This is a genomic window from Jiangella muralis (assembly GCF_001270745.1).
In the GTDB taxonomy this organism is placed as follows: Bacteria; Actinomycetota; Actinomycetes; order Jiangellales; family Jiangellaceae; genus Jiangella; species Jiangella muralis.
The window spans coordinates 265,140-286,739 of sequence record NZ_KQ434758.1 but is presented as its reverse complement, the minus strand read 5'-3'; the positions used below and the strand labels follow the sequence as shown (position 1 = coordinate 286,739).

21 protein-coding genes are annotated in these 21,600 nt (G+C 73.1%); 9 read left to right on the top strand and 12 right to left on the bottom strand.

The annotated features are described in order from the left end of the window. Positions 1-28: 28 nt before the first annotated feature. Positions 29-862: an ABC transporter ATP-binding protein gene (locus ACW62_RS16230; RefSeq protein ID WP_053205146.1), complete on the bottom strand. Its 834-nt coding sequence runs from the start codon at positions 860-862 to the stop codon at positions 29-31. An 87-nt stretch (positions 863-949) separates the two neighbouring features. On the opposite strand from ACW62_RS16230, the gene ACW62_RS16225 reads away from it, so the two are divergent. The 6 genes from ACW62_RS16225 (at position 950) to ACW62_RS16200 (ending at position 6,218) form a co-directional block, all read left to right on the top strand. After that, positions 950-2,509 (top strand): 3-hydroxyacyl-CoA dehydrogenase family protein, encoded by a 1,560-nt coding sequence (locus tag ACW62_RS16225; RefSeq protein ID WP_053205145.1) that lies wholly within the window; start codon positions 950-952, stop codon positions 2,507-2,509. A gap of 102 nt (positions 2,510-2,611) precedes the next feature. Further along, positions 2,612-3,232 (top strand): GmrSD restriction endonuclease domain-containing protein, encoded by a 621-nt coding sequence (locus ACW62_RS16220; protein ID WP_053205144.1) that lies wholly within the window; start codon positions 2,612-2,614, stop codon positions 3,230-3,232. A 78-nt stretch (positions 3,233-3,310) separates the two neighbouring features. Continuing rightward, positions 3,311-3,970, top strand: a complete 660-nt coding sequence (locus tag ACW62_RS16215) for a hypothetical protein (RefSeq protein WP_157574797.1) — start codon at positions 3,311-3,313, stop codon at positions 3,968-3,970. Then, positions 3,960-4,679, top strand: a complete 720-nt coding sequence (locus ACW62_RS16210) for a class F sortase (RefSeq protein ID WP_053205142.1) — start codon at positions 3,960-3,962, stop codon at positions 4,677-4,679. Before ACW62_RS16215 ends, ACW62_RS16210 begins: the two co-directional genes overlap by 11 nt. 25 nt (positions 4,680-4,704) lie before the next feature. Further along, positions 4,705-4,938: a hypothetical protein gene (locus tag ACW62_RS16205; RefSeq protein WP_053205197.1), complete on the top strand. Its 234-nt coding sequence runs from the start codon at positions 4,705-4,707 to the stop codon at positions 4,936-4,938. Between the two features lie 536 nt (positions 4,939-5,474). Continuing rightward, positions 5,475-6,218 carry an alpha/beta fold hydrolase gene (locus ACW62_RS16200; protein ID WP_053205141.1) on the top strand — a complete coding sequence of 248 codons (744 nt, stop codon included), beginning with the start codon at positions 5,475-5,477 and terminating at the stop codon, positions 6,216-6,218. Here ACW62_RS16200 and ACW62_RS16195 read toward each other — a convergent pair. The 11 genes from ACW62_RS16195 to ACW62_RS16145 form a co-directional block, all read right to left on the bottom strand. Then, a complete protein-coding gene (locus ACW62_RS16195) occupies positions 6,208-7,140 on the bottom strand; it encodes a carbohydrate ABC transporter permease (RefSeq protein ID WP_053205140.1) in 933 nt (310 codons plus the stop codon). The genes ACW62_RS16200 and ACW62_RS16195 overlap by 11 nt on opposite strands. After that, on the bottom strand, positions 7,124-8,002 hold the full coding sequence (locus tag ACW62_RS16190; protein ID WP_053205139.1) for a carbohydrate ABC transporter permease: 879 nt from the start codon (positions 8,000-8,002) through the stop codon (positions 7,124-7,126). The genes ACW62_RS16195 and ACW62_RS16190 overlap by 17 nt, the downstream gene beginning before the upstream one ends. Before the next feature lie 33 nt (positions 8,003-8,035). Beyond that, entirely contained in the window at positions 8,036-9,379 is a 1,344-nt protein-coding gene (locus ACW62_RS16185) for an ABC transporter substrate-binding protein (protein WP_053205138.1), read from the bottom strand. 69 nt (positions 9,380-9,448) lie between these two features. Next, positions 9,449-10,417: a dihydrodipicolinate synthase family protein gene (locus ACW62_RS16180; protein WP_083459825.1), complete on the bottom strand. Its 969-nt coding sequence runs from the start codon at positions 10,415-10,417 to the stop codon at positions 9,449-9,451. A gap of 84 nt (positions 10,418-10,501) precedes the next feature. Beyond that, on the bottom strand, positions 10,502-11,233 hold the full coding sequence (locus tag ACW62_RS16175; RefSeq protein ID WP_053205137.1) for an amidohydrolase family protein: 732 nt from the start codon (positions 11,231-11,233) through the stop codon (positions 10,502-10,504). Beyond that, entirely contained in the window at positions 11,230-12,111 is an 882-nt protein-coding gene (locus ACW62_RS16170; protein WP_053205136.1) for an amidohydrolase family protein, read from the bottom strand. Before ACW62_RS16170 ends, ACW62_RS16175 begins: the two co-directional genes overlap by 4 nt. Further along, positions 12,108-13,211: a mandelate racemase/muconate lactonizing enzyme family protein gene (locus tag ACW62_RS16165; protein ID WP_053205135.1), complete on the bottom strand. Its 1,104-nt coding sequence runs from the start codon at positions 13,209-13,211 to the stop codon at positions 12,108-12,110. Before ACW62_RS16165 ends, ACW62_RS16170 begins: the two co-directional genes overlap by 4 nt. After that, positions 13,208-13,966, bottom strand: a complete 759-nt coding sequence (locus ACW62_RS16160) for an amidohydrolase family protein (protein WP_053205134.1) — start codon at positions 13,964-13,966, stop codon at positions 13,208-13,210. Before ACW62_RS16160 ends, ACW62_RS16165 begins: the two co-directional genes overlap by 4 nt. A 7-nt stretch (positions 13,967-13,973) precedes the next feature. Further along, positions 13,974-14,708 carry a creatininase family protein gene (locus ACW62_RS16155; RefSeq protein ID WP_053205133.1) on the bottom strand — a complete coding sequence of 245 codons (735 nt, stop codon included), beginning with the start codon at positions 14,706-14,708 and terminating at the stop codon, positions 13,974-13,976. Then, positions 14,705-15,691, bottom strand: coding sequence for a Gfo/Idh/MocA family protein (locus ACW62_RS16150; RefSeq protein WP_053205132.1), 987 nt, complete (start codon positions 15,689-15,691; stop codon positions 14,705-14,707). The genes ACW62_RS16155 and ACW62_RS16150 overlap by 4 nt, the downstream gene beginning before the upstream one ends. An 87-nt stretch (positions 15,692-15,778) precedes the next feature. After that, positions 15,779-16,591 (bottom strand): IclR family transcriptional regulator, encoded by an 813-nt coding sequence (locus tag ACW62_RS16145; protein ID WP_053205131.1) that lies wholly within the window; start codon positions 16,589-16,591, stop codon positions 15,779-15,781. A gap of 103 nt (positions 16,592-16,694) precedes the next feature. Here ACW62_RS16145 and ACW62_RS16140 point away from each other — a divergent pair, with 103 nt between their 5' ends. The 3 genes from ACW62_RS16140 to ACW62_RS16130 all read left to right on the top strand — a co-directional run bounded on the left by ACW62_RS16140 (position 16,695) and on the right by ACW62_RS16130 (position 21,554). Continuing rightward, a complete protein-coding gene (locus ACW62_RS16140) occupies positions 16,695-17,159 on the top strand; it encodes a RidA family protein (protein WP_053205130.1) in 465 nt (154 codons plus the stop codon). A gap of 99 nt (positions 17,160-17,258) precedes the next feature. Beyond that, entirely contained in the window at positions 17,259-19,766 is a 2,508-nt protein-coding gene (locus ACW62_RS16135) for a hypothetical protein (protein ID WP_053205129.1), read from the top strand. Between the two features lie 9 nt (positions 19,767-19,775). Beyond that, a complete protein-coding gene (locus tag ACW62_RS16130) occupies positions 19,776-21,554 on the top strand; it encodes an FG-GAP repeat domain-containing protein (protein ID WP_053205128.1) in 1,779 nt (592 codons plus the stop codon). Positions 21,555-21,600: the final 46 nt, after the last annotated feature.

Here is a 21,600-nt window from a genome sequence, read left to right as displayed (position 1 = left end):
TACCTCGTGATCGGTGGGTTCGAGTGGGTCAGACGGTGGCGCGCGGGCGGACGTCGTTGTGCCGGCCCACGGCGCGGGTGGAGATGCGCCCGTCGACCGGATCGACGTCGACATCGACGCGGATGCCGTACGCGCGGCTCAGGTTCTCGGGGGTCAGCACCTCGTGCGGTGCGCCGTCGGCGGTGATCGTCCCGCCCTCGAGCAGCAGGACGCGGTCGGCGATGGCGGCCGCCTGGTCGAGGTCGTGCAGCACCAGGCCCACGCCGATGCCGTGGTCGTCGGCCAGCTCGCGCACGACGTCGAGGATCTCGATCTGGTAGCGCAGGTCGAGGAAGGTCGTCGGCTCGTCCAGCAGCAGCAGGCCGGTGTCCTGGGCGAGGCAGCTGGCCAGCCAGACCCGCTGCGCCTGCCCGCCGGACAGCGCCTGCACCGGCCGGTCGGCCAGCGCCTCGATGCCGGTGAGGGACATGGCGCGGGCGATGGCCTGCTCGGCGCCGGGGTCGCGGCCGCTCCAGCGGGCGCGGTGCGGGTGCCGGCCGTACTCGACCAGTTCGCGCACGCTGAGTCCGCCCGGCGTGCTGCGGCTCTGCGCCAGCAGCGTGACGCGGCGGGCCAGCTCGCGCGGGTCCAGGCTGAGCACGTCCGTGCCGTCGTCGAAGCTGATCGCGCCCGTGGTGGGGTGGTGCAGCCGGGCCAGCGCCCGCAGCAGCGTCGACTTGCCGCTGCCGTTCGGCCCGATCAGCGCCGTGACCAGCCCGGGCCGCAGCTCGATCGACGCCGCCCGCACCACGACGTCGCGCCCGTACGCGAGGTCGACGCCACGCGCGGCGAGCCCGTCGGGCAGAGCAGACGAAATGGTCACGGCGCCAACGTAAGGTACGCCTAAGCTAATTCGCAAGCCATGATTCTGGCTGATTCGTCACGTCGGCGGGACTCTAGACTGCGGCGCATGGGTGCGCAGATCGCCAGAGTGGGCGTCGTCGGGCTGGGGACCATGGGGGCAGGTATCGCGGAGGTGTTCGCGCGGGCCGGCCTCGACGTCGTCGGGGTGGAGCGGGACGACGCGGCGCTCGCCGCCGGGCGCGGGCACCTCGACACGTCGACGGGGCGGGCCGTGAAGCGCGGCAAGCTGACCGCCGACGAGCAGGCCGCGCTGGTCGGGCGGATCGAGTTCAGCACCGACCTCGCCGCGCTGGCCGCCGCCGACCTCGTCGTCGAGGCCGTGCCGGAGCGGCTGGAGCTCAAGCGCGACCTGTTCGGCCGGCTGGACGGCGTCGTCGGCGCCGGCACGATTCTCGCGACCAACACGTCGTCGCTGTCGGTGACGGCGATCAGCGTCGCGGTGTCGCGCCCGGAGCGGGTCGTCGGCCTGCACTTCTTCAACCCGGCGCCGGTGCAGGAGCTGATCGAGGTCGTCCGCACCGTCGTCACCGCGCCCGAGGTCGTCGACGCCGTCACCGGCCTCGCGCGCCGGCTGGGCAAGACGCCGGTCGGGTGCGGCGACCGCCCCGGCTTCATCACGAACGCGCTGCTGTTCGGCTACCTCAACCGGGCCGCCGCGATGTACGAGAGCGGGCACGCCAGCCGCGAGGACATCGACGCGGCGATGACGGCGGGGCTCGGCTACCCGATGGGGCCGCTGGCGCTGCTCGACCTGATCGGGCTGGACACCGCACACGAGATCCTGGGGACGATGTACCGGCAGGGGCGTAACCGGCTGCACGCACCGGCGCCCGTGCTGGGCGAACTGGTGACGCTGGGGTTCCTGGGCCGCAAGGCCGGTCGCGGCTTCTACGACTATTCGGGGATTGACGGTATCGGCGCAAGCTCCGCTGTGGTCACCCCCGAAGACAGCCGGGTCCGCCGCGTCGCGTTCCCCGACCCGTCGCCCGGTCCGCTCGCCGACGCGCTCGCGAAGGCCGGGCACGACGTCCGCCGCGACGCCCGCGACGGTGCCGACCTCGTCGTCGCGCCCGGCGACCCGGACACGTTCGCCCGCATCGCCGCCGACGCACCGGCCGGCGCCGTCCTCGTGGCCACCGGTACCGGGCCGGTCGTCGCCAGTGCCGCCGCCAGCGGCCGCCCGGCCGACGTCGTCGGGCTGCACCTGGCCGGCCCGGACGGCGCCGTCGCCGAGGTCGTCCGCACGGTCGTGTCGGCGCCGTCCGCCGTGGCCACGGTCGCCGCCGTCGCCGCGTCCGCCGGGTTCACGCCCGTCGTCTGCGCCGACCGCGCCGGCTTCGTCGTCGACGCGCTGCTGGTGCCGTACCTCAACGACGCCGTCGCGATGCTGGAGACGGGGTACGCGTCGGCGGCCGACGTCGACACCGCGATGCGGCTGGGCTGCCGGCTGCCCGCGGGACCGTTCGAGCTGCTGGACGCGCTCGGGCCGGCGGCCGCGCTGGCCACGCTGGAGCGGCTGCAGGCCGAGGTCCGCGAGCCGGGCCTGGCGCCGTCGTCGCTGCTCAGCCAGCTGGTGACGGCCGGCCTGCGGTTCGCCGACCTCTGACGGCGGGGTGAAATCCGGGTGAAGGGGTGGCGGCGCACCCTGGCACATGCGGGACATTCTTGACAGTCTGGGTGACCCCCGGCCAACCAGGAGGTCACCGTCATGCGCCGAGCCGTCCTCACCCTCCTCGCCACCCTCGCCGTCCTCGTCGGGCTGGTCACCGCGGCCCACGCCTACCCGCCGGACCCGCCGCCGCCGTCGGAGTCGGCCGCCCAGCTCGACCAGCTCACCGTCGCCGCGCCCGGCTCCAGCGACGGCTACTCGCGCGACCGGTTCCCGCACTGGAGCCCGGCCGAAGGCAGCTGCAACACCCGCGAGATGGTCCTCGTCAGGGACGGCTCAGGCGTCGAGACCGGCGCCGACTGCTACCCGACCGACGGCCGCTGGTACAGCGTCTACGACCAGGTCTGGATCGAGCAGCCGAGCGACGTCTCCGTCGACCACATGGTGCCGCTGGCCAACGCCTGGCGCTCCGGCGCCAGCTCGTGGACCGAGGACCGGCGTGAGGACTTCGCCAACGACCTCGCCCGCGGCCAGCTGATCGCCGTCACCGCGTCCAGCAACAGCTCCAAGAGCGACAGCGACCCGTCCGAGTGGAAGCCGGCGAACCGCGGCTGGTGGTGCTACTACGCCCGGCACTGGACCGACGTGAAGTACGACTGGGACCTCACGATCACCAGCGCGGAGAAGTCGGCGTTGCGCGACATGCTGGGCACCTGCTGACAATCCAGGTCAATCGCGCTATAACACTGTGGGCCGTGCTCTCGTCAGCGGCCGGGAATCGTCACGTCGGGGGGCGTCGTGCGAGTACTGCGGATGCTGCCGGCCATGGCCGTGGCGGCGCTGCTGCTGGCCGTCCTGCCGGCAGCGGCCGAGGGCCGCGCGGGCTGCGCCGACCTGGGCGGATCGGACGTCACCAGCAGCGACGCGATCCGCGTGTCGCTCTCTCGCGGCGATACGCAGCTCAGCGTGACGGCGCGTGACCAGCGGTACCGGATCACAGCGGTCGGCGTGCGCGGCTGGGGCGACTACGTCGTCTACACGGCGGCGCCGTTCACCGGGCTGACGGCCGAGCCACGGCCGAACGACCGGCCGAGCGAGATCGACGACTGGTTCGTCTGCGCCGCCCGCGTCGCGGACGAACCGGAGCCGCCGGACGACGACTGGGTCGTGCCGACGCCGACCGGCACGCCGACCCCGACCGCGACCCCGTCGCCGACCCCGACGCCCACGCCCACGCCGACGCCCACCCGGACGCCGACCCCGACGCCCACCCCGACACCGACCGAGACCGCGACGCCGACGACCCCGGCGGTCCCGGTGCCGACGGCGATCCCTGCCGGCGGATCGGCGGCCGGGCCGGATGATCGCGGCGGGCCGCTGCCGTACGCCGTCCTGGGTGCGGGCATCGGGCTGGCCGCGGCCGGATGGGCGCTCAGCAGGAGGCGGCGTGCCGTCTGACCCGCCGCCTCCACCGCCACCGCCGCCACCGCCGCCTCCGTCCGGCGGCACCCCCGCCGATCCCGGCTCGGCCCGCACGCCGCCCAAGCACCGGCGCCCGCGGCCCCGGCTGCTGCCGTGGCTGGCCGCGCCGGTGCTACTGGCGCTGGCCGCGTGGTGGGGCCTCAGCCAGCTCGACGGCGGCGAGCGGCCGGCCGCGGCGAGCACACCGGACTCGTCCGGCGAATACGACCCGTACGAGCAGTCCGCCGTCCCCGGTGAGCCGGTCGGCCGGGCCGAGGGCCGCTACGACCTGATGCTGCCGCGGTCCGGGGCGCAGGCGCCGGTGATCGAGATCGGCAGCACCGACGACCGCGTGCTGCTGCCGCCGAAGGACCCGCTGCTGGCCGGCTGGTGGCGCGACGGCGCGGCGCCGGGCGCCGAGACCGGCACCGCCGTCATCGTCGGCCACGCCGTCGAGGGTGGCGAAGCCGTCTTCAACGACCTCGCGGACCTCGCTCCCGGCAGCGCGCTCCTCGTCAGCGGCGAAGGACTGAACCGGTGGTACCGGGTCGGCTCGGTCGAGACGATGTCGCCGGAACAGCTCGCCGCCCGCGCCGACGACCTGTTCGCCCAGGACGTACCCGGCCGGCTCGCGCTCGTGACCTGCGCGGACTGGGACGGGACGGCGTTTCGCTCCAACGTGGTCGTGACCGCCGCGCCGCTGTGAGCCGCGCGTGTACGACCATGGACTCGTGCACGAGAGCATCGAGTCCGGGCCCGACGGCGAGTGGGTGGTCCGCCGCATCACCGGCAGCGCGTCGACGAAGGCGTACCGCTGCCCGGGCTGCGACCAGCTGATCCGCCCGGCCACCCCGCACATCGTGGCGTGGCCGACGGTCAGCCTGTCGTTCACCGGCGAGGGCATCGACGAGCGGCGGCACTGGCACACCGGCTGCTGGCGGTCCCGCACGACCCGCCGCCGCTAGGGCCGGGCTGTCCGGCGACGAACTGCGCCGAGTCGCCCATGGCAGGCCGACGTTGGCTGTGTTGCTGCCGTGCGCCGTCCGTCCGCCGGTTGGCCGTCCCCCTGGCGCCCATTTTCTTAGCCGCGTGCGCGCGCCTCAAGCGGACCCATGGGGCGCTTCGCGCGACGGGTGTCCGCTTGACCCGCGCACTCCCGGCCAAGAACGGGCACTTATCAGGGGGACGGGGGGAGTCTGGGCCCAGCCCGCGCCCGATGCGCCGTGGGCTTCCTGGGTGTGAGGCGCGTCCTGGGTCTCACGCGCGCCGAACACCCATTTCGAGCCCGAAAGCGCGCCTCACCCCCAGGACGCGCCTCACCCCCAGGTCTGCCGTCACGTCCTGGTCCCCAGTCACGCCACCAGCCCCGAACCCGCCATAAAGCGCGACCACAGACCACGACGTCACCCCAGACCAGGACCCACCCCGGCGGACCGTCGCCACACTTCCCCCGTCCCCCTGCCGCAAAGCGGCGAACGCGAGCCGCCGCTAGGGTCGGGCCATGAGCCTGCCGCTCGTCCTGCTCCACGCGTTCCCGCTCACGCCGGCGGTCTTCGACGACCTCGCCGAGCGGCTGCCCGGCACGACGCTGGTCCGTCCGGCGCTGCGCGGCTTCGGCGGCCCGGATCCAACAGGCGAACCATCCATGGACACCTACGCCGACGACGTCGCCGCCGGGCTGGCGGCGGCCGGTGTCGAGCGGGCGATCGTCGGCGGGCTGTCGCTGGGCGGGTACGTGACGATGGCGCTGCTGCGCCGCCACCCGGACCTCGTCGCCGGGGTCGTCCTGGCCGACACCAAGGCGAGCGAGGACACCGACGAGGCCAGGGCGAACCGGTTGCGCGTGGCCGACGCGGTAGAGCGGCACGGCAGCCGGGCGCTGCGGCCGATGCTCGACACACTGCTGGGCGAGACGACGCGGCGCGACCGGCCGGACGTCGTCGCGCGGGTGACGGCGTGGCTGGACGCCGCCCCGCCGGACGGTGTCGCCTGGGCGCAGCGCGCGATGGCCGCGCGCCCGCCGTCGTTCGACACCCTGCGCGAGGCGGCCGCCCGCGGCCTGGCACCGGGCACCGTCATCGTCGGCGCCGAGGACACTCTCACCGGCGTCGACGAGGCCGGCGCGATGGCCGCGGCCCTCGGCGGGGTGACGGTGCACGTGGTCGACGGCGCCGGGCACCTCAGCCCGCTGGAGCGCCCGGACGCCGTCGCCGAGATCGTGCGGGAGACGGTCGTCAGCCCTTGATCGCGCCCGCCGTCAGCCCCTTCGTCACCTGGTTCTGCAGCAGCGCGAACACCAGCAGCACCGGCACCACCGTGATCATCATGCCGGCGAACAGCGTCACCCAGTTGGTGCCGTAGTCGGCGGCCTGGCCGAGCTGGAACAGGCCGAGCGGCAGCGTCATGCGGTCCGGCGAGTGGATCAGCACCAGCGCGTAGAAGAACTCGTTCCAGTTCTGCAGGAAGCTGATGATCGACACCGACGCCAGCCCGGGCCCCATCAGCGGCACGATCACCCGCAGGAACGTCCGCACCGGGCCGGCGCCGTCGACGGCCGCGGCCTCCTCCAGCTCGCCCGGCAGCGTCTTCATGAACCCGACCAGCACGAACACGTTGAACGGCAGGTTGTACGTCGCGTACACCAGCGCCAGCCCGAGCCGGCTGTCCAGCAGCCCGAGGTCCTGCATCGTCATGTACAGCGGGATGAACGTGACCATCCACGGCACCATCAGTCCGAGCAGGAACACGCTGAGCACCGCCCCGCTGCCGCGGAACGGGATGCGGGCCAGCGGGTAGGCGGCGAACGCCGCGAGCACCACGCCAAGCACCGTCGCCGACACGCTGACGATGACGCTGTTGGCGAAGAACGAGCCGACGTTGGCGCTGGACCACGCGTCGCTGTAGTTCTGCCAGCGCCAGTCCTCGGCGATCGTCCACGGGCGGGTGCCGATGAACTCGCTGTTGGTCTTCATCGACACGTTGAAGACCCAGGCGAACGCGCCCGCCGTCGAGAACACGAACGCGCCGAGCAGCAGGTAGATGATCAGGTGGAACCGGCGGAACGGCGCGCGGTCGCTGCCGGAGCGGCGGCTCCCGCGGCGACGACGCGACGACGGCGGGGGCGGGCCCGCGGGCGGCGCCGGGCGGACGTCAGTACTGGAGCTCATCGCGCTTCATCACCTTGTTCACGATCTGGGTCACGACCAGCATGATCACGATGAGGGCGACGCCCATGGCGGCGGCGTAGCCGAACTCGTAGCGCTCGAACGCGACCCTGTACATCAGCGTCCCGACGATGTCGGTCGACCCGTACGGCCCGCCGTTGGTCATGATGAACACGAACGCGAACGCCTGCATCGTCTGCACGATCCACAGCACGACCAGGATGCGGAACAGGTCGCGCAGCATCGGCAGCATGACGCTGCGGAACAGCCGCCACTCGCCGGCGCCGTCGATGCGCCCGGCCTCCAGCACGTCGGCCGGCAGCCGCTCGAACCCGGCCGACAGCAGCACCACCCAGATGCCGATGCCGTGCCAGACGGTGACGAACGCGACCGCCGGCAGCGCCGTCGACGCGTCGCCGAGCCAGGTGCGGGCCAGCGCGCCGAGGCCGAGTCCCTCCAGCGCCGGGTTGATCAGCCCGAGCGTCGGGTGGTAGATGAACTTCCACATCAGCGCGACGACGGCCGCGCTCAGCACCACCGGCGCGAACACCACGAACCGGAAGAACTTCTCCCCGTGGATGCGCTGGTTCAGCGACCACGCGATGGCGATCGCCACCGGGAACAGCATGCAGCCGCCGACCAGCGTGAACAGGAACGCGTTTTTCAGCGCGTTCAGGTAGCCGGGGTCGTCGAACAGCCGCGTGTAGTTCTCGATGCCGACGTAGCTGGAGCTCCCCGTGCGGGTCCATTCGGTGAACGAGATGTCGACCGTGCGGACCAGCGGGTAGAGGAAGAACACCCCCAGCAGCAGGAGCGCGGGCAGCAGGAACGGGATGATGATGCGACGTTGTGCGGCTCGGTGCATCGTGACTCCTCTCGTCCTGCCGCCCGCGTGATCCTAGTTGCCGTGCACCCGGCGCAGACCCTCGTCGAGCCGCTCCAGCGTCTGCTGGGCGTCCTGCTCGCCGAAGAGCAGCCGGGCGATCTCCGGGTAGACCACCTCGTTGGCAGGGCTCTGCAGGATGCCGTAGTCGCGCGGCTCCAGCGACTCGGCGTCCGCGATGACCTGGTCGATGCCGGGGATGCCGGGCGGGCTGGGCACGTCGACGACGGCGGACACCTCACCGATCTCCTCCGCGCGCCGGGTCTGCGTCTCGACGCTGGTCAGCCGGCGGGACCACTCCAGCGCCAGCGGGATGTTCTCGCTCTCCGCGGCGATGGAGATCTCCTGCAGCGCCGCCATGACGGCGCCCTGGTCGCCCGCGCCGCCCTCGACCGTCGGGAACGGGACGACGCCCAGCTGGAAGTCCGGGGGAATGACGTCGGCCATCTCGCTGACCAGCCAGGTGCCCATGAGGATCATGCCGGCGTCGCCCTGGAAGAACTGCGCCTGGCTGGCGGTGAAGTCGGTGCCTTCGAAGCCGGTGAGGAACGCGCCGTCGTCGCGCAGTTGCTGCAGCATCTCCAGGCCCTCGAGGAAGCCGGGGTCCTCGGTGATGTGCCCCTCGCCGCCGGTGAGCACCGCGCGGGCGGCGTCGTAGCCGACGGTACGCAGCCACAGGTGGTCGCTCCACATGCCCATGTACGGCTCGATCAGCCCGGTGACGGCGATCGGGTCGACGCCGGCGGCCTTCAGCGCCGTGTTCGCGGCGAGCAGGTCGTCCCAGGTGCTCGGCGGCTCGATGCCCAGGTCGGTGAAGAGACCGGCGTTGTAGAACAGCACGTGCAGCGACAGCTCGGACGGGATGCCGTAGATGCCGCCGTCGGACGGGTTCTCCATGAACTTCCGGACGGCCGGGCTGAAGCGGTCCAGCCACGGCGCGCCGGTCTCGGGGTCGTTCTGCTCCAGGTACGGGGTCATGTCGAGCAGCGCGCCGTCGTCGGCCCACACCGTCAGCGACGGGTTGGTGCCGTCGAACATGCCGTAGTCGACGTCGAGCGGGTCGCCGGCGCGCCAGCGCTGCTCGATGCCGGGACGTGCGTCGGTGTTGGCGAACGTCAGGGTGACGTCGGTGCCGTCGTAGTCGGCCTCCAGGCCGTCGGCCAGCTCCTGCAGGATCGCCAGGCCCGGCGTGCCCTCGGCCGAGAGCACGCCGACCTCCAGCGGGGAACCTTCGATCTCCTCGTGCCAGTTCCCCGCCTCGGGGCCGGTGTTCGCGGTGTCGTCGTCGCCGCCACCACTGCACGCGGCGAGCGCAAGGCACCCGGCGGCGAGCGGGGCGACGAATCGTATCGTCTTCATGTGCCTGCCTTCCGTGGGTAATTCCAATATTTCGAAGATAGTTGCGTCAATTCGGAGAATGTACTCCGGTCAGCCGAGATGGGGAAGCATGGTGTCGAACTCGGCGAGGAACCGGTCGACCATGCGGATCTCCTCGGCATCGAGCCGGTGGGCCGGCTCGCGGCAGTACGGGTCGGCGAACAACCCGCGGCGCGCCGAGACGAGCTTCTCGGCCGCGATGATCAGCTCGGTGTCGAGCATCCAGTACGAGATGTAGGGCAGCAGCCGGCGGTGCAGTTCGTCGCCGCCCGCGTGGTCGCCGGCCTCGAAGCGGCGCCAGATCTCCACGTAGAGCTCGGTGAACGAGCAGCCCGGCTGGGTGCCGACGGCGCCGCGCCGGAACGCGTCGGGCAGTTGCACTCCGGCGTAACCCTCGACCGACGGCAGCGGCGGCTCAGCGGCGGCCAGCTCGGCGATGAGCCGGCCGGGCGGGCTCGACTCGACCTTGACCAGCCGCAGGTTCGGGTGCTCGCCGGCCAGCTCGCGCAGGGTCGCCGCGTCGAGGCTGGTGCCGGTCTCCGACGGCGCGTACTGCAGCACCACCGGGGTCGGCGCGACGGCGGCCAGGACGGCGCCGACGTGCTGCTGGATCGCCCGCCGCGACGGCGACAGGTAGTGCGGCGGGAGCAGGTTGATGAGGTCCGCACCCGCGTCGACGGCGGACCGCGCGCGCTGCGCGGCCAGCCGGGTCGCGTGGTCCTGCACGGCGACGATCGCCGCGACGTCGGCGCGGTCGCGGGTGCGCGACAGCAGCACGTCCGTCAGCTCGGCCCGCTCGGCCTCGGAGAGCTTGTGATACTCCGAGGCGAAGCCCGGGAACATCACGCTGCTGACGCCGGTGCCCAGCACGTAGTCGACGACCCGGCCGAAGCCGGCCACGTCGACCGCTCCGTCGGCGTGGAACGGCACCTCCAGCACCGGCGAGACGCCACGCACCAGCTGCGCCGCGTCGCCGGTCGCCGGGCCTCCGTCCGGTGTCGGCCGAGTGTCCAGTACCATGCCACTCCCTCGGGTTAATTTCGGTATTTCGAAGTCATCTTCTGAATATAGAGAATAGATGACGCAGGGTGTGCTGTCGAGAGCTCAGCCGAGCAGGCGAGCCAGGGTGCCGCCGAGCACGGCCACGCGGTCGTCGTCCGGGATCGGCCAGCCGGTGATCCGGGCCAGTTCCGCCTCCGGCGCCGTGTAGGGCGCGTCGGTCGAGAACACCAGCCGGCCGGCGCCGATCTCCGGGTCGCGGGCGAACTCCGACAGGACGGTGTCCCACGGCGCGTAGCAGGTGTCGCCGTACAGGTTCGGCGCATGCCGCAGCGCCGGAGCGGCGTCGATCCAGAAGTCGGTCGCGCCGCTGCGGCCCATGACGAACGACAGCTCCGGCCAGCGCCTGGCCAGCGACGCCAGCGGCAGCGGCACCGCGTGCGGCGGCGTCCCCGTCCGCACGTAGACCAGCCAGCCGGACTCCTGGGCGAATGCCAGCAGCGGGTCCACCAGGCCGTCGAGCAGGTCGAAGCCCTGCAGGGCGGGGTCGACGGAGAGCGCGCGGGCGCCGAGGTCGCGAGCCCGGGCCAGCTCGGCGACGGCGTCGGCGCCGGCCCACGGGTTGGCGACGGCGTACGCGACCAGCCGCCCGCCGGAGGCCGCGGCCGCCGTCGTCGTGAGGTCGTTGCCGGCGCGGTTGTCCCAGGCGGTGGCGTACTCGCCGGGCGCGACCAGCGCGCGGTCGACGCCGAGCCGGTCCATCGTCGCGGTCAGTCCGGCGACGTCGAGTGCGGCGGACCGGCCGGGCCCGATGCGCACGTGCGCGTCGATGATCACGAGGTCTCCTTGATGGACAGGCCCAGCGCGCCCAGCGCGTCGGCGTGGATGATCTGCTCGACCACCTCGTCCGGGACGCGCGGCAGCGCGGTGCCCTCGGTGATCGCGTTGACCCGGCGCAGCCCGGCCATCGCCTCGCCGGTGTTCGCGATCGGGAAGTCCGAGCCGAGCAGCAGCTTGTGCGCCGCACCCCACTCGACCGCGGCCAGCAGCGACTCGTAGCAGACCCATGGGCGCAGGTAGATGGACGAGACGTCGGCGTACACGTGCGGGTGCTTGCGGATCGTCACCACCGTCTCCTTGCCCCACGGGTGACCCATGTGCGCCATGACGATGCGCAGCTCCGGGAAGGCGAGCGCGATCTCGTCCGTGACCAGCGGGTACGTGTACCGCAGCGGCGCGTGCCGGATGGGGGAGGCGCCCTGGTGGAACACGATCGGCAGCCCTTCGCGCTGGCAGTAGCCGTAGAACGCGGTGGCGCGCGGCGAGAGCGGGTCGAAGTCCTGGTAGTTCGGGCCGAGCTTGACGCCGACGAGGCCCAGCTCGCGGCAGCGTTCGGCCTCCTCGACGGCGTCCGCGCGGGTCGGGTCGACGGACATGAAGCCGATGCGCCGGGCCGGGTCGGCGGCGACGAACGCCGCGGTGGAAGTGTTGGTGTCCTCCGGCCGGTACGGCAGCCCGGTGGCCGCCTCGGGGTCGTCGACGGCGATGTTGAAGACGATCGAGACGTCGGCGTCGGCCATCGCCTCGTCGTAGTCGGCCCACGAGTTCGTCGTCGTGACCGGCCGGTCGGTGCGCCAGCCCTCGTAGACCCGCCGCTCGTCGTCGGGGACGGCGTCGCGGTGCGTGGGCGTGTGCGCGTGCACGTCGACGATCATCGGAACTCCCGCAGCAGGTCGTCTCGGAGGGTGACGCCGAGGCCGGGCGCGGTCCCGAGCCGCACGACGGCGCCGTCGCCGGCCAGCGGCTCGGCCAGGATGTCCTCGGCGTAGTAGTGGGCGCCGATGATGTCCGACGGGATCGCCGACAGCCGGGGCAGCGCGGCGGCGACGTGCAGTTGCGCGGCCGCGCCGAGGCCCAGCTCGCCGTTCGACCCGATCAGCACGTCCAGTCCGGCCGCGTCGGCCAGCCCGGCCATCGCGACCGCCCGGCCCGGGCCGCCGCTCTTGCCGACGTACAGGCTGACGACGTCCGCCGCGCCCGCGTCGATCACCCGGGTGAGATCGGCGGCGCCGAACACCGACTCGTCCGCGACCACCGGCAGCCCGAGGTCGCGGAGCGACCGCATCCCCGCGAGGTCGTCGGGGCGCACCGGCTGCTCCGTGAACGCGGGTGCGTACGGCGTCAGCGCGCGGATCGCCCGGGCCGCGCCGGAGCGGGACCAGCCGCCGTTCGCGTCCATGCCGAGGAACGCCTTGTCGCCCACCAGGGACCGCGCGTGCGCGAACCGCTCGACGTCGCCGTCGACGCCCAGCCCGACCTTGACCTTGAACGCCCCGAACCCGGCGGCGACGGCGGCCGCGTGCGCCCGCTCCAGCTTCTCGCCGTCGCCGGACAGCGACAGCTTGACCGGCACCTCCGTCCGGTACGGCCCGCCCAGCGCGACCGCCAGCGGGACGCCGAGCGTGCGCGCCCACGCGTCCCACAGCGCGATCGACACACCGGCCTTGGTGAACGGGTTGCCGGCCAGCACGACGTCCATCAGCTGCTCGAGCCCGCCGACCGGCGTCAGCGGCCGGCCCACCAGCGCCGGCGCGAGGATCGTCGTGATGAAGTGCCGCGCGCTGACGCCGTCCTCGCCGCTCCAGATCGGGGTGGCGCTGACCTCGCCGAAGCCCTCGACGCCGTCGCTCGTGACGACCTTGACCAGCAGGAAGTCGGAGCGGTCGTGCGCGCCGCGGGCGCCGTGGACCACCAGGTCCGGATGCGCGGGCAGGCTGACGGCGGCGGTCTGGACGGCCGCGACGGTGACGCTCATGCGGCGTCCAGCAGCCGCGCGGGGTTCTCGACCAGCATCGCGTGCCGCTGCTCCGGCGTGATGCCCCAGCCGTCGATCTCGCGCACCCGCGCGACCGCGTAGTCCTGGCTGGCCTTGTCGGACAGCCCGGCGTCGGTGCCGAACAGCACCTTGTGCGGCGGCGCCTCGGCCAGGATGGTCCGGGCGGCGTACGGCGGCGTGCCGCAGATGCACAGGTACAGGTTCGGCGTCTCCTGGATCATCGCCAGCGCCTCGCGCCACAGGTCGTGCAGGCCGCCGTGGCCGAGCACCACCGGCAGCCGCGGGTGCCGCCGGGCCAGCGCCGCGAGCTGCGACGGCGTCGAGTACGGCGGGGTGCCGTCGTGGCTGAGCAGCACGCCGCCGGCGCCCTGGACGACCTCGCAGATCGGGTCCAGCGCCGGCTCGTGCAGGCTGAACCCCTGCAGCCACGGGTGCAGCTTCATGCCCTTCAGCCCCAGCTCACCGAACATCCGCTCGGTCTCGGCGACGGCGTTCGGGTCGCGCGGGGTGACGGTGCCGAAGCCGGTCAGCCGGTCCGGGTGCTTGCGGACGAAGGCCGCGAGCTCGTCGTTCGCCTGCGGCGTCGGGTTGAACAGGCCGTCGTGGCTGAGGACGACGGCGCGGTCGATGCCGGTCGCGTCCATGAACTCGACGAACTCGTCCGCGCCGAACGTCGCGCCGCCCAGCCAACTGACGGTGTTCCACGCCGGCGTGTGGGTGTGGAAGTCGATCACACGGTCCTCACAGGGTCTCGGTCAGGTCGGCGAGGCAGGCGGCCAGGCCGGCGACGACGGTGTCCAGGCGCGCGGCGCCGTCGTCGGCGGTGGCCCGCTCGGGGTGGTCGGTGTAGCCGTCGATCGACGTCCAGAATGCGGCATCGTGGACGGTAACGCCGCGGGTGGCGCTGATGTCGGGCAGCGGGTACGTGCGCGGCTCGACCGGGCCGGCGGCGTCCGGGCGGACCGCGCTGACCAGGGAGGTCTCGAACTCGCCGGCGTGCCCGGGGACGCTGCCCGCGGGGTCCTCGGAGGCGAAGCGCCAGTAGTCCACGTGCGCGACGGCCAGCCGGTGCCGGCTCGACGCGGCCGCCGCGGCGGCGTGGCAGACGCCGACGTTGCCGCCGTGCCCGTTGATCAGCACCACCCGGCGCCCGCCGTCCGCCGCGACCGAGCGCAGCAGGTCGAGCAGCACCGCCAGCAGCGTCTCCGGCGTCAGCGACAGGGTGCCGCCGAACGGCAGGTGGTGGTCGGACGCGCCGAACTGGAGGGTGGGCGCGAGGACGAGTGGGCGCCCGGCCCGTTCGGCGGCGAGGACGGCGGCCCGCTCGGCCGCCGTCGTCGCCAGCAGCGCGTCGGTGCCGGTGGCGAGGTGCCGGCCGTGCTGCTCGATCGCGCCGACCGGGAGGACGACGAGCGCCTCCGGCAGCACCTCGTTCAGCGTCTCGCGGGACACGTCGGCCCAGTGCAGCAGCGTCATGCGGTGGCTCCTTGCGTGGCGACCTGTTCGGCCAGGGCGAGTGCGGCGAGGCCGGCGGCGAGGTCCGGGTCCGGCCGGTCCGACTCGCCACGGACGAGGGCGGCGAAGCGGGCCACCTGCAGGTCGAAGTCGCGGGCCATCCGGTCGCCGGGAAACTCCACCGTCTCCGAACCGTCGGCCGTGGCCAGGTGCAGCGCGAACGTCGTCCCGTCCAGAGTGGCCAGCCCGCGCGGCCCGAGGAAGGTCAGCTCGCACCGCGGCAGCGCGTCGGTCAGCCAGCCGAACTCCACCAGCACCTGATGCCCGCCGGAGTGCCGCAGCCGCGCGCCGGTGAGGTTCGGCGCCGGCAGGCCGGGGTCGGTGCGCAGCGCCCACGCGTCGTCGACGGCGAGGGCGCCGGGCCCGAGGAGGTACGCCAGCCAGTCGAACACGTGCGCGCCCTCGTGCACGACCGGCGTCCCGTGCTCCAGCGTCCGCAGCATCCGCGCCAGGTGCTCGGCATCACCGGCCACCCGCGGCTCGTCGTACACGTGCGCCCGCACCAGCAGCGGCCCGCCGAGCACGCCGTCGTCGATCCACGCCTTGAGCCGCGCGAGCGCGGGGTCGTGCCGGTAGGTGAGGCCGATCTGCAGCCGCGCGCGCTCGGCGTCGGTGAGCGCCGCGTACACGGCGGCGGCCGCCACCGACGTTGCGACGGGCTTCTCGGCGAGGACGAACCGGCCGGCCCGCAGCGCGGTGATCGCCAGCTCCGGCGTCGCCCACGGCGGCGTCGCGAACACGACGCCGTCCGGCCCGGCCGCGAGGACGTCATCGAGGCTCGCCCCGACGGCGACACCGTCGCCCACCAGCGGCGCGACCGCGGCACGGTGCGCGGCGACCGGGTCGGCGACGGCGACCAGGCGGACGTCGGGGGAGCGCAGCAGGGCGGGCAGGTGGGCGCCACAGCCGATGTCACCGAGGCCGACCAGCGCGACCGCGACCATCCCGTCCCCCAAGTTTCGTTATATCGAAATTAGAAACGCGAATACGAAGATAAGGCACCATGCCGCGCCCCGCAAGAGGCCGGGACGTCAGCGCAGGTCGTCGAAGCCCAGCTTCCGCGAGACCGTCTTGCCGATCTCGACGACGCCGGCGATGGCCTCCTTGCGGCGCTGGCCGGCGAGGTCGCGGGAGAACCCGGTGACGCCGACGGCGCCGGCGACCAGCCCGCCGGCGTCGAAGAACGGTGCGGCGACGCAGGCGATCTCGGCCTGCTCCTCCTCGTCCTCCAGTGCGTAGCCGCGCTTGCGCACGCCGGCCAGCTCGGCGAGGAACGCCTCGCGGGTCGGCTCGGCGGCGCGCGGGCCGCGGCCCGGCGTCAGGTGGCCCAGCAGCGGCTCGAGGTCGCGCTCGGGCAGGTAGGCCGAGATGGCCTTGCCCAGCGCGGTGAGGTTGTACGGCGCGACCTTGCCCGGGTAGGTGTCGAACTGGATGAACCCGGGCGTGGCCGCCTTCGCGACGTAGACCACGGAGTCGCCGGTGAGGACGCCGATGTGCACCGGCATGCCGACCACGTCGGCCAGCTCGCGCAGCTCGCGTTGCGCCACCGACGAGAGGTCGACCTTGCGCACCAGCTGGGTGGCCAGGCCGTAGAGCCGCAGCGTCGGCCGCCAGAAGTGGCTGCGCCCGACCACCCGCCGCTGCGCGTAGCCGCGCTGCTCCAGCGTGTAGACGATGGAGGCGCAGGTGGCCAGCGGGATGTTCGTGCGCTTGGCCAGTGCGGTGAGGGTCATGCCGTCGTCGGCCTCGACCAGCGTCTCCAGCACGGTCAACGCCCGCGCGACCGCCGGCGACGGTGCGCGGTCCTGGCCCGCACTGCCCTCGTTGACGTCATTGCCCGGCATTCGTGCTCCCTGCATCCGAGGCCCCGAGCCTACGGGATCTCACCTGTGTCACTCTATCTTCTGTTTGCCGTAGCCACGTTCGATAGTCCGAAGGAGCTCCCACGTGACCAGCGACGACCGTCACGCGTCCGCGCCCGCCGTCCCGCCGCCGGCCGGACCGCAGCGCCCGTCCATCGCGACCATGCGCCGGTACGGCGACCTGCTCGCCACGTCCGGCAAGACCGCCAACGGGCCGGACGGCGCGCTGATCGCGTCCGGCCGGCTCGGCGACCAGGTCGACCTCGAGACCGGACGGCAGTGCGCGTGGCAGTGCGCCGCCAACGTGCTCGACGCCGTCCGCGACGAACTCGGCAGCTTGGAGCGGGTGGCGGAGGTCGTCAAGCTGACCGTCTTCGTCGCGAGCGCGCCGGGCTTCATCGAGCAGCACCTCGTCGCCGACGCCGCCACCGCCTACGTCCAGCACGTGCTCGGCCCGGACGCCGGCCAGCACGCCCGCTCGGCCATCGGCGTCGCCGAACTGCCCACCGGCAGCCCGGTGGAGGTGGAGGCGCTGGTCCGCGTGCGCTGACCGCCGACCTCTTGTCGGGTCCATTGGTTCACCGCTATCGTCTCGGTTATTCAGAAGATAACTTCGAAATATCGAAAAATCAACTTCTGAGGAGACGCCGTGTCGCCACACCTGACCCGAAGAACGGCACTGACCCTCGGCGGCGCGCTCGCCGGTGGGCTGATCGCGAATCCAGGTGCGGCCGCGGCCGCACCTGGACCGGCCCTGCGGACGGCCGCCGCCGCAGGGCCGGCCGCCGGGCCGTACGGCTCCGGCGAGCCGACCGCCGAGGAGGCGAAGACCTGGTGGACGCCGCAGCGTCAGGTCTGGACCCCGATCGGCTGGAAGGGACACCTCTTCCGGTTCGACATGTTCTACAACGGCACGACGGTGTGCCAGCCGGCCATCGCGCTGCCGCCCAGCGGCGCACCGACGCTGAAGCCGTACCTCGCGCAGTACCGCGGCAAGGACTTCCAGGTCACGCCGGTCATGCCGCAGGGCGGCGGCTTCCCGCCGCTGCCCGCGGAGCCGTTCTACCTGCACCGCTCCGACTTCGGTGTCGGCATCCAGGGCTGGCGTGAGGACGTCGAGACACCCGTCCTGTGGACCGAGTGGCGCCGCCAGGCCGGCCTGGTGCTGCGCCAGTACGCGTTCGCGCACGTGCCGGGCGGGCAGCCGATCGACGAGCCCGGTGGCCCCATCTACGCGTGGCAGCGCTACGCCGTCGAGTGGGCCGACGCGCACGACAAGCCGGACACCTTCCAGTTCGCGCTGCGCCTGAGCCGGGTCTACCTGCAGCACCACATCGGGCCGCCGGAGCAGCAGGAGGCGTTCGTCACGATCCAGGCGACGCCGGCCGCCGCGCCGCTGGCCGGGTCGCTGCGCACCGACCGGATCTGGAACCCGGACGGCCGCCCGCTCACCGTCCGCGTCTACGACGAGACCGGCGCCGTCCGGATGGTCGTCGGCACACCGGCCGGCGCCACCATCGCGCTGGTCGAAGACGAGGGCCACCCCGGCGTCTACGACCTGCGGCTGGCCGTCCCCGCGGTGGAAGGCACCCACCTCGACGTGCTGCTGCCGATGCTGCCGCAGCCGGTCGCCGACGCCGACGCCGAATGGGCGCTGGGCTGGGACGGCGCGCTGGGCGAGTGCGAGGAGTTCTGGTCGCCGCGGCCGGAGACGGCGTCCGTCATCTCGACCGGGGAACACCAGGTCGACCAGTTCTTCCGGCGCAGCGTCCAACTGGCCGAGATCATCGCCGAGAAGAGCCCGGACAGCGGTCAGTTCACCTTCCTCACCGGGTCGTTCGGCTACGACCTGCTGTGGAGCACGCCGACGTCGATGATCAGCCACATGTTCCTCGACCTGCTCGGGCAGCATGAGGTGGTCGACCGGCACACCGACCTGTTCCGCGCGGTGCAGGGCGTGCGGAAGCCGCCCGGCGTGGCCTACCGCGAGCTGCCCATCGACGGGTTCTTCGCGACGCCACTGTCGCTGCAGTCCTTCGACTGGCTCGGCGACCACGGCGCGATCCTGGAGGGCGCCGCCCGGCACGCGCTGCTCAGCCACGACGACGCGTTCCTGGAGCGCTGGCTGGACCCGATCATCGCGGGCTGCGACTTCATCGTGCGGGCCTGCGAGTACACCGAGCACGACGGCGTGCCCGGGCTGATGCCGGCGGCGGCGTCCAACGACACCGGCGTCGAGCAGCAGTCGATCTGGATCCAGGCGTGGAACTACAAGGCGCTGGCCAGCTCCGTTCAGTTGCTGCGCCGGCTCGGGCACCCGCGGGCGGAGGAGTTCGGCGGCGCCGCCGACGCGTTCCGGACGGCGTTCGCCGACGCGCTGCGGGCCGCCGCCGCGGACGCGCCGACCTGGACCGATCCGGACGGCGACGAGCACCCGATCCTGCCCACCAAGTTCTTCGGTCCGGCCAGCCCGTGGCCGTTCCTGGAGGCGTTCGACACCGGTGCCCTGACGGCGGTCTGGGCCGGCCTGCTGCCCGCCGACGACCCGCTGATGCGCTCGTACGCCGACTTCTTCCGGGTCGGCCCGAACACCCGCCTCTTCGACCCGAATCACCACACCGCGCTCGACCGCGTGGTCCTCGACCACGAGCAGAGCAGCGGCGAGCCCTGCTACAGCTGGAACCTGTTCCACAGCTGGCAGCTCGGCGACCGCGACCGCTACCTCGAAGGCATGTACGGCCTGATCAGCGGCGCCGTCTCACCGGACACCTACATCGCCTGCGAGCACCGCAACGCGATGTACGGGTCGCTGTTCGTGCAGCCGATGATCACCTGGACCGCGCGGCACGCCGTCATCGACGACAGCCTGGTCGACGACGAGATCCACCTGCTGCGGCTGTGCCCGCTGGCGTGGGTCAGCGCGGACCACGAGACCACGTTCGAGCGGATGCCGACGCTGCACGGCCCGGTGTCGCTGCGGTTCCAGCTGTCCGGGGACGGCACGTCGCTCACCGTCAGCTACGACGGCGACTGGGTGGACCGCGGTCCGCGCCGGACGCTGCTGCACCCGCCGGCGCTGCCCGGCCTGAAGTGGGTTCTGGTCAATCGGCAGCGCTACGCCGCCGATGACGTCATCGTCCTCAAGCCCGGCCGATAGGAGCTCCCGATGAGACGTTCCCTCCCGTTAGCCCTCGCCGCGGTCCTGATCGCAGGCCTCGGCGCCGCCGCCGCGCCCGCCTCGGCGGGGCGGCCCTCCGAGCGCGGCCCGGCGGTCGGGCCTCGCGTCCTCGACCTCGACGTCGCGTGGTCGCGCGCCGCCCGTCCGCAGTCGTCGCGGACGCTCGCCGCCGCCGTCCCCGGTGACGTCACCGGCGACGGCCGGGCCGACGCCGTCGTCCGCGACCCCGGCCCGGACAGCGGCAGCCTGCGCGTCTACGCCCACGACGGCAGTGCCGCCGGCACCAACCCGTGGCCGTCGTTCACCGTGGCGACCGGTGACTGGGACTTCGCCGACGTCCTGCAACTCGCCGACGTCACCGGTGACGGGCTGCCCGACGTCGTCGCCCGCGACCCCGACGTGGACAACGGCACGCTCTGGATCTACCCGAACGATGGCTCCGGCGGGGCCGACCCGTGGCCCACCCGGGTGTCGGCCGGGCGCAACTGGAACATCTACGACCAGATCGTGCTCGGCGACGTCACCGGCGACGGCCGGCCGGACCTGCTCACCCGCGAGCCCGGCGCCGCCTCGGGCACGCTGTGGCTGCACGCGCACAACGGCACGACCACCGGGAACCCGTGGACCCTGCCGCGGTACTGGGCCGGCACCGGCTGGAACCTCGCCACCGTCATGACCGCGGCCGACATCACCGGCGACGGCAACGCCGACATGCTGGTGCGCGACGGCGGGGGAGCGCTCTGGGTCTACCCGCACAACGGCAACACCAGCACCAACCCGTACACCTCGCGCTACGGCGCCGGGACCGGCTGGAACCTGGTGACGCTGCTGATCACCGCCGACGCGACCGGCGACGGGCGGCCGGACGTCGTCGCGCGCAACGCCAGCGGCGGGCTGCTGGTGTACCGGCACAACGGCGCGGCCGCCGGGAGCAACCCGTACACCGTCGCCCCGTACGCCGCCGGGACCGGCTGGGACAGCTCCGACGCGCTGCTGGCCGGCGACGTCACCGGCGACGGCCGCGACGACGTGCTCGGCCGGGCGCACGCCGGCGACCTGTGGGTGTACCCGACGGCCGCCGCCGGGCCGTGGTCGGCGCGGTTCGCGGCCGGTTCGACGTGGGCGTTCGAGAACGCGCTGCTGCTCGGCGACCTTACCGGCGACGGGCGGCCGGACCTGGTGGCACGGGACCGCGCCGCGACCAACGGCACGCTCTGGGTGTACCCGCACACCGGCGCGACGTCGTCGAACCCGTGGACGGCGCCGCGGTACTTCGCCGGGACCGGCTGGAACACCGTCACCGAACTGACGCTGGGCGACCTCACCGGCGACGGCCGGCCGGACATCCTGGCCCGGGACCGCCGCGGCGAGCTGTGGATCTACCCGCACGGCGGCCAGACCTCGTCGAACCCGTGGACGGTGTCGCGGCGCTGGGCCGGCAGCGGCTGGGCCACCGCGACGACCCTGAAGCTGGCCGACGTCGACGGCGACGGCCGACTCGACCTCGTCGACCACGAGGACGACGGCACGCTGTGGGTCTACCCGACCAGCGGCGTGGCGACGATCCAGATCGGCGGCGACTGGGCGGCCTCGGACGTGCTCGCCACCGGCGACGTCACCGGCGACGGCCGGCCCGACCTCGTCAGCCGCGACGCGGCCGGCGACCTGTGGCTGCACCCGCACGACGGCTCGACGACGACCGACCCGTGGACGGCCCGCCAGCCGGCCGGCTCCGGCTTCGAGTGGGCCTCCGCCCTACTGCTCTGACCGACGCACGGATACCCGTGATCATCGGCGATCGCTGTTGTCCTGG